At 62.5% G+C, this 7638-nt stretch carries 7 protein-coding genes and 2 pseudogenes; 4 read left to right on the top strand and 5 right to left on the bottom strand.

The annotated features are described in order from the left end of the window. Positions 1-663: 663 nt before the first annotated feature. Positions 664-2040 carry a cysteine--tRNA ligase gene (gene cysS, locus CAK78_RS06300; RefSeq protein WP_094696727.1) on the bottom strand — a complete coding sequence of 459 codons (1377 nt, stop codon included), beginning with the start codon at positions 2038-2040 and terminating at the stop codon, positions 664-666. A 190-nt stretch (positions 2041-2230) separates the two neighbouring features. Between cysS and CAK78_RS06295 the strand changes: the two genes are divergently transcribed. From CAK78_RS06295 to lpxH, 3 genes are read left to right on the top strand one after another with little or no spacing between them, the layout of a single operon-like run. Then, positions 2231-2728 carry a peptidylprolyl isomerase gene (locus tag CAK78_RS06295; protein ID WP_005302674.1) on the top strand — a complete coding sequence of 166 codons (498 nt, stop codon included), beginning with the start codon at positions 2231-2233 and terminating at the stop codon, positions 2726-2728. After that, the gene (locus CAK78_RS06290; RefSeq protein WP_094696726.1) at positions 2718-3413 is read left to right on the top strand and encodes a DUF4269 domain-containing protein; all 696 of its coding nucleotides are present in this window, start codon (positions 2718-2720) and stop codon (positions 3411-3413) included. The genes CAK78_RS06295 and CAK78_RS06290 overlap by 11 nt, the downstream gene beginning before the upstream one ends. Beyond that, the gene (gene lpxH / locus CAK78_RS06285) at positions 3410-4135 is read left to right on the top strand and encodes a UDP-2,3-diacylglucosamine diphosphatase (protein ID WP_094696725.1); all 726 of its coding nucleotides are present in this window, start codon (positions 3410-3412) and stop codon (positions 4133-4135) included. Before CAK78_RS06290 ends, lpxH begins: the two co-directional genes overlap by 4 nt. Positions 4136-4221: 86 nt before the next feature. Here the strand turns inward: lpxH and netD are convergent, their stop codons facing one another. The 4 genes and pseudogenes from netD to pdsA all read right to left on the bottom strand — a co-directional run bounded on the left by netD (position 4222) and on the right by pdsA (position 7273). After that, positions 4222-5175, bottom strand: coding sequence for an Nrf-like electron transfer protein NetD (gene netD, locus CAK78_RS06280; protein ID WP_094696724.1), 954 nt, complete (start codon positions 5173-5175; stop codon positions 4222-4224). 48 nt (positions 5176-5223) lie between these two features. Beyond that, a complete protein-coding gene (netC, locus tag CAK78_RS06275; RefSeq protein ID WP_094696723.1) occupies positions 5224-5892 on the bottom strand; it encodes an Nrf-like electron transfer protein NetC in 669 nt (222 codons plus the stop codon). After that, a pseudogene (gene nrfB, locus CAK78_RS06270) lies at positions 5889-6513 on the bottom strand (cytochrome c nitrite reductase pentaheme subunit). The gene netC and the pseudogene nrfB overlap by 4 nt, the downstream one beginning before the upstream one ends. A gap of 148 nt (positions 6514-6661) precedes the next feature. After that, positions 6662-7273, bottom strand: a complete 612-nt coding sequence (gene pdsA, locus CAK78_RS06265) for a periplasmic diheme shuttle PdsA (protein WP_094696722.1) — start codon at positions 7271-7273, stop codon at positions 6662-6664. Between the two features lie 161 nt (positions 7274-7434). Between pdsA and CAK78_RS06260 the strand changes: the two are divergent. After that, positions 7435-7638 (top strand): annotated as a pseudogene (locus CAK78_RS06260) (IS5/IS1182 family transposase); the annotation flags it as partial.

Here is a 7638-nt window from a genome sequence, read left to right as displayed (position 1 = left end):
CGCCAGCGCCATAATACATAGACAGGAGAAATAAAATAAGCGCTTTCTGTACAACTCTAGTGATCATCTGACATCACAGGCGGGCACCGGTATTGGTTCCCCCTGCAACCGCCCGAGTCGAGTTCAACGGGTCAGGAGCGCCATCAGGGATGATGGCGCAGCCGCAGCCGGCACAGGGATGTGCCGTCTACGGCGCTCCGTCCGACCCGTTGGACGAGAGGAGGGAACCCGCGAAGCGGGCGGTTTGCCGGGGGAGAAGACCTTTGGTGACTTTGGGTCTTTCCAAAGTCACTCGCCAAGCCGCGTAGCGGTGGCGAAACCTCTTCGAGGGCAGTGCCCTCGCGTCCTGCATGGCGAAGCCATGCCATTAAGCCGTGGGACAACATTCAGCCGAGGAATGACGTTAGCCCCCTAACCCTCTCCCGCAAGGGGAGAGGGGAGCTGATCCTGCATGGCGAAACAATGCCATTAAGGCGTGGGACGACATTCAGCCGAGGAATGACGTTAGCTCCCCTCACCCTTGCCCTCTCCCCCAAGGGGCGAGGGGATCAGACCGAAAGATGCTGAGGTTTCGGCAGGCCACAAAAAAAACCGCAGCCCAAGGGCTGCGGTTTTTTTATTGGCTCAACCCGTTGGCATCAGGCACCAACAGGGCCACCGGTCTTAGGCACGGCGCCAGCTGGTCTTGCCAGCGCTGTCTTCCAGCACGATACCCATCTCGGTGAGACGGGCTCTAGCGGCATCCGCTGCAGCCCAGTTCTTGTCGGCACGGGCCTGATTGCGCTCGGCAATCAGACGCTCGATCTCGGCGACCTCTTCATCCGCTTCGTCACCCTTGAGGAAAGCCTCCGGATCCTGCTGCAGGATGCCGAGCACGGCGCCCAGCTCGCGCAGACGGGCACCCAGCGCGGCAGCAACGGCCATGTCTTCACCCTTCTGGCGGTTGATCTCGCGCACCAGATCGAACAGGGCGGAGTAGGCTTCCGGGGTGTTGAAGTCGTCGTCCATCGCTTCCTTGAAGCGCGCCACCTGCTCGTCACCACCGGCGGCCGCCGCCGCCGGCAGATCGCGCAGGGCGGTGTACATGCGCTCCAGGGCGGCGCGGGCTTGCTTGAGGTTGTCTTCCGAGTAGTTGAGCTGGCTGCGGTAGTGGCCAGACATCAGGAAGTAACGGACGGTTTCGGCGTCATAGTGGGCCAGCACGTCCCGGATGGTGAAGAAGTTGCCAAGGGATTTGGACATCTTCTCTTTATCCACCATCACCATGCCGCTGTGCATCCAGGTGTTGACGTAGTCGCCACCGTGGGCGCAGCAGGACTGGGCGATCTCGTTCTCGTGGTGCGGGAACTGCAGATCGGAGCCGCCGCCATGGATGTCGAAGTGGTTGCCAAGGTGCTTGGAGTTCATGGCGGAGCACTCGATGTGCCAACCAGGACGACCCGGGCCCCAGGGGCTTTCCCAGGTCGGCTCGCCCGGCTTGGACATCTTCCACAGCACGAAGTCGAGGGGGTTGCGCTTGACATCCACCACGTCAACGCGGGCGCCGGCCTGCAGCTGCTCCAGATCCTGGCCGGAGAGTTTGCCGTAGTCGGCGTAGGAGTCGACGATGAACATGACATCGCCGTTGTCGGCCACGTAGGCGTGCTCTTTATCCAGCAGGGATTGCACCAGCTCGATGATCTCGCCGATGTGCTGGGTGGCGCGCGGCTCGACGTCGGGGCGCACCATGCCGAGGGCATCGAAGTCGGCGTGCATGTCGCCGATCAGGCGTTCGGTCAGATCGTCACAGGTGACGCCGGTTTCGGCGGCGCGCTTGATGATCTTGTCGTCCACGTCGGTGACGTTGCGCACGTAGTTGAGCTGATAGCCGCTGTAGCGCAGGTAACGGGCCACCACGTCGAAGGCGACGAAGGTGCGGCCGTGGCCGATATGACAGTGATCGTAGATAGTGACGCCACACACATACATGCCCACCTTGCCCGGGTGGATAGGTTTGAATTCTTCTTTTTGACGAGTGAGTGTGTTGTATATCTTCAGCATCTTATGACCACTGCCTGTGAGTAAAATGGCCTGCCATTCTACCCGCATCGCGCGTAGAAAACGAGGCAGAAAACGTGCCGGATCAGGCGCACCATCTATGCCGCAGGGCCCTGATGGGCTAGAATTGCCACCACTTTATGCCATACACCTGCGGGCACCTGGTCGCCCGCATCAAATGAAAGGACATATCATGGTCACTCTGCACACCAATCACGGCGACATCACCCTCACCCTTAACGCTGAAAAAGCCCCGGAAACCGTGGCCAACTTCCTGCAATACTGCCGTGACGGTCACTACGACAACACCATCTTCCACCGCGTCATCGACGGCTTCATGATCCAGGGCGGCGGCTATGCCCCTGGCTTCGAAGAGAAAGACACCCGCGCCCCCATCAAGAACGAAGCGGCCAACGGCCTGTCCAACAAGGTCGGCACCATCGCCATGGCCCGCACCATGGAGCCGCACTCTGCCAGCGCCCAGTTCTTCATCAACGTGAACAACAACGACTTCCTCGACTTCAAATCCGCCACCACCCAGGGTTTTGGCTACTGCGTGTTCGGTGAAGTGACCGCCGGCATGGACGTGGTCAACAAGATCAAGGGCGTCAAGACCGGCAACTACGGCCGCATCCACCAGGACGTGCCGACCGAAGACGTCGTGATCACCAAGGTGACCCTTGCCGAGTGATCTCTGCCTTCTGCGAGATGAACTGACTGCGGCCCCGGCCGCAGTTTTTCCATCTGTGAAGGCCGGCCCCATCGACTGGCGCCGTCTCGACTACCTGGCCCACGGCAACCCGCGCCAACGCTCGGCCCATGCCCTGCTCACGGCCGGGGTGTGGGATAAGCTGGCAGCGCAGTGCAGCGACCTGGCGCTGGTGAGCTCGGTCGCCATCGGGCTCGACCGCCCCGGCAGCGATCTCGACATCGTCTGCCAGCATCCGGACCCGGCCACGTTTGCCGCAGCGCTGGCGGCACAAGGCTGGCGGGTTGCGCAAAAGGGCGCTGACATCTGGCTCGCCGAGCAGACCGTCACCGGCGCCGATGGCCACCCTTGGCCCCTTGAGCTCTACCTCACCCCGGATCCCCTCGAGCGCCTCAACGGCTGGCGCCACCTCAGCCTGATGGCCGCGCTGCTTGAGCAGTTCGGCGCTGCTTTTTATCACGAGGTGCTGCGCCTGCGCCTCGAGGAAGGGCTCAAAGGGGAGGCGGCCATGTGCCACTTGCTGGGCCTTGCCGGCGACCCGTATGCCGCGCTGCTCACCCTGGAGGGCGGCGAGCTGGCCCCGCTGGCGTGGCAGCCGAAGGCGACGGGCTCCCTTTCTACCTCCACTTCCAGCCACCTCAACAGGGCCCAGCGCACTTTCTCATGAGCACCCTCTTTATCAGCGACATTCACCTGTGTGCCCAACGGCCCGACATGACCGCCGCCCTGGTGCGCTTTCTGGCGCACGACGCCCCCGGCGCCGATGCCCTCTACGTCCTGGGCGATCTGTTTGAATTCTGGATTGGCGACGATGATCCCAATCCCCTCCACGGCGAGGTGGCCGACGCCTTTGCGGCCCTGAGCCAGCAGGGGGTGCCCCTCTACTTCATTCACGGCAACCGCGACTTCTTGCTGGGCCAGGCCTTTGCCAAGCGCGCCGGCATGACCCTGCTGGGGGATCCCTGCGTCATCGAGCTCTACGGCGAGCGGGTGGTGCTGAGCCACGGCGATCTGCTCTGCACTCTGGATGAGGGCTACCAGAAGTTTCGCCGCATCACCCAGCTCAAATGGCTGCGCTGGCTGTTCCTGCGCCTGCCGCTCGCGCGCCGCCAGGCCATCGCCCACAAGATGCGCGGCCAGAGCCAGATGGAAAATGCCCACAAGAGCCAGACCATCATGGACGTGACGCCGGCGGCGGTAGACGAGATGCTGCGCCAGCACGACTGCCGGATGATGATCCACGGCCACACCCACAGACCGGCCATCCACGACTTCAGCCTCGACGGCGCGCCTGCCAGGCGCATCGTCCTGGGGGACTGGTTCGAGCAGGGTTCGGTGCTGATCTGCCGCCCCGGCGAGCAGCGCCTCGAGCAGCGGGCGCTGATCTGAATTGGCCGGCTGGCGGCAATAAAAAAGGCGGGAAGATCCCGCCTTTTGTTTGCCTGTGATTTGCCTGCGCAGCGGCTACACACCAGCTACATCACCGTCATCTGCCCCGCGTAGAGGATGAAGTAGCGCAGCAGCAATATCCCCACCAGGCTCAGGCTGCAGATAAGTGCCAGCCGGGCCGGTTGATGGGCCTTGGCCGGACTGCCCACCAGCCCCAGCAGCTGGGGCAGCAGGATCCCCAGCCCGATGACCCCGAACCAGAACACCTGGGACCAGAAGCCGCCGCCGATGGCCGCCCACATGGCCGCTTCCCGCTGGCCGCCACCAAAGTAGAGGCCGGTGAAGAAGCAGAGCAGCAGGAACAGCTCGATGGCGACGATGGGCCGCTCGAAGCGGTGCACGAAGCTCACCCCCTGGCTGTGGCCATCCTCCCGAAACAGGGTGACCGCCAGCAAGATGGTGGAGGCCACCCCCGAGCTGATGCCGGAGACCAGAAACAGCGCCGGCAGGATCGGGTTGTTGAGCATGGGGTAGGTCTTGAGCGCCGACAGCAGAAAGCCGGTGTAGGCCCCGAGCAGCACGGCAAGCAGCAACAACAGCGGCGCCAGCAGCCGCTCGAGGCGGGTGAGCCAGCCGATCACCCCATCCACAAAGGCGAACTTGTCGGCCAGCAGGCGCCGGCGCAGGGCCTCGATCTCGGCCCGAAACACCACCGCCAGCCAGGCGAACAGCACCGCCATGTAGACCTGAAACAGCATGACCCCCATCGACATCACGGAGTCGAACTGGTAGTGGAACATCAGCTTCCAGAAGGTCCAGGGGCGGGCCAGGTGGAAGATGAGGATAAGCAGCCCCAACACGACGCTCACCGGCGCCAGAATGGCGGTCGCCTTGATGATGCCGCTCTCGCTGCCTGCCCCCTGGCGGCGCAGCAGCACCGAGAGGGTGGCCGAGCCGGCCGAGATACCGAGCAGGAACAGGTAGATGGCGATGGGGCCATCCCACACCAGCGAGTCGAAGTGAAACGCATCATGCCACATGGTGCTTCCCTCCTGTCAGCCGGTCTGCGTCATACGGATGAGACGGGATCATGACTTCACCTCCCCTTTCGGCACCCGGTACATCTTGGGCGAGGTACCGAGGAACTGCTTGTAGCGATAGGTGGTCTCCTGCACCAGCCGTCTGGCGATGGGACTGCTTGGATCGTCCAGATTGCCGAACACCAGCGCCTTGGTCGGACAGGCTTCCACACAGGCGGGTTGCTTGCCCGCCGCCAGATTGGTCTTGCGGCAGAAGTCGCACTTGTCGGCAATCCGGGTGACCGGGTTGATGAAGCGCACCTGATAGGGGCAGGCGGCCAGGCAGTAGCGACAGCCGACACAGAGGTCGGGATTGATGTCAACGATGCCATCCTCCGCCCGGATGTGGGAGGCACCGGTCGGGCAGACGTGCACGCAGGGGGCGTTGTCGCAGTGCTGGCAGGATTTGCGAAAGAAGCGGTACTCCTGCGCCGGATACTCCCCCACCGGGCCGCTGCGCAGGATCTGCAGGCGGGCCACCCCTGCCGGCACCTGGTTCACCTCGCGGCAGGCGTCCATGCAGGCGGTACAGCCGATGCAGGCCGTCTCGTCGTGGATCATGCCGTAGCGCACGCCCTTGATGGTCATGCTGTTGGCCAGGGCGCGCGGGGCCCCCGTCAGCAGGATCAGGGCGCCGGCGCTCATGCCCACCATGAAGTCGCGGCGGGTCGTGCTCATGAGCCCTCCTTGACGGCGCCGCCGAGGCCGGCCTCGTGCTGCTTGCGGTGGCAGTCGACGCACAGCTTGATGCGCGACTTCTCGGGGATCCCCACCATGGGCTCCTTGGCCGGGTGCAGCTGGTGACAGCTGGTGACAGCTGGTACAGCTGATCCGGGTGGCGTGCACGTCGTGGGCCCAGAGGGCCTTGCGCAAATCGTCCGGCTCATGGCAGCTCATGCAGACGCCGTTCTGCTGGCTCAGCGGGAAGGCGTCGTCGCCAAAACGCATCACATCGACGATGCCGCCGCGCTGTTTACGGTGATCGGCCGACGCATTGCCGTGGCAGTTGGTGCAGGTGACCTGCTCCCCCGTGTTGGGGTTGGTGACCTGGCCATGCTTGCCGTGCATCCCCTCTGCCCCGTCATGGCACTTCTCGCACTTGGCAAAACGGGCCGCGGCCTTTTGGGCGGCCGCCTTCTTCTTTTCCGCCTTGGCCTGCTTTTCGGCCAGGGTGGGTTGATCTGCCTGCTCGGTCTGGGCTGCGGGGGTGGCCTCGCTTGCCGTCGTGGCGGCCAGGGCAAGCTGGCTCATCCCCAGGCTCAGGGAGGCGAGCAGCAGCCACTTGATGATTTTTTTCATAGGAAACTCCGAAACGGTGGCACCGGAGGTGCCATCTGCCCGCCTGGCAACAAAAAGGAGCTGGTGACAGCTCCTTTGACGGTCATGAACACGAGACCACACCCCGCCAGCGGCGGGGTGGCTGCGTCAGCGGGAGGGGGCTGCGACGTTACTGCTGGCTTGCGTAGTACTCTGCCAGTGCCTTGAGGTCGTCATCGCTCATGGCGATGATGGCCTTGTTCATCTTCTCGTCGTTGCTGCGCTTGCCAGCCTTGAACTCCTGCAGAGAGGTCAGCAGGTAGCCCTTGGGCTGGCCGGCGAGGATGGAGGCCTCGTCTTCCGCCACCGAGCCGCCTTCGGAGTGGCACTTCTTGCAGCCGGAGTCGTCGTGCAGTTTCTGCCCCGCCTTGGCCAGCGCCGCATCGAACGGCTGCTTCATCGGCTGGTAGGGCAACTCTGCGTAGTGCGCCGCCAACTCGTCGATCTGCTCGTCGCTAAGGCCCTTAACAATGTCGGTCATGTTCCCCTTTTTGCTGGTATCACCGGTGACATGATTAACGGTCTTGGCCGGCCGGCCGTCGAGGTAGGTTCGCATCTGCTCGGCAAGATTTGATTCTGCCAATCCTGCAATGGTCGGAATATCGTTCTGGGTGCTGATCCCCTGATTTCCATGACATGAGTTACATGTATCCACCAATGAGTCCAGGCTGGCATGTGCAGTGCCAATAGAGCCCAAAAGCAGCGACAGACCCACTATTTCCAGCTTCATACTGCGTTTCATTTCTCATCCCTCTTCCAGAAAAGGTCTATAAACCCTAGTTAAAAAAGACATTTTTATAATCCAGGTTGATTTTCGATCCGTTTTTGAGACTTAGGGAAAGTGCGAACAAGTCCTTGATGTGAGATCATGAACCCCACTTGGCATCAGGGATGAGGTTCAGCATGAGTCACCAGCTCACCTTCGCGGACTGCGAGTTCAATGGCAAACGCCGTAAAACCCGTAAAGAGATATTCTTGGCTCGCATGGAGGCTGTGCTCCCATGGCCAAGGATGCTGGGGGTCATCGAACCCGTCTATCCCAAAGCTGGTAACGGGCGTCGTCCCTACCCACTCGATACCATGCTCCGCATTCACTGTATGCAGCAG

The organism is Aeromonas sp. A35_P (assembly GCF_002259925.1).
GTDB lineage: Bacteria > Pseudomonadota > Gammaproteobacteria > Enterobacterales > Aeromonadaceae > Aeromonas > Aeromonas dhakensis.
This window is presented reverse-complemented; position numbering and strand designations above follow the sequence as displayed.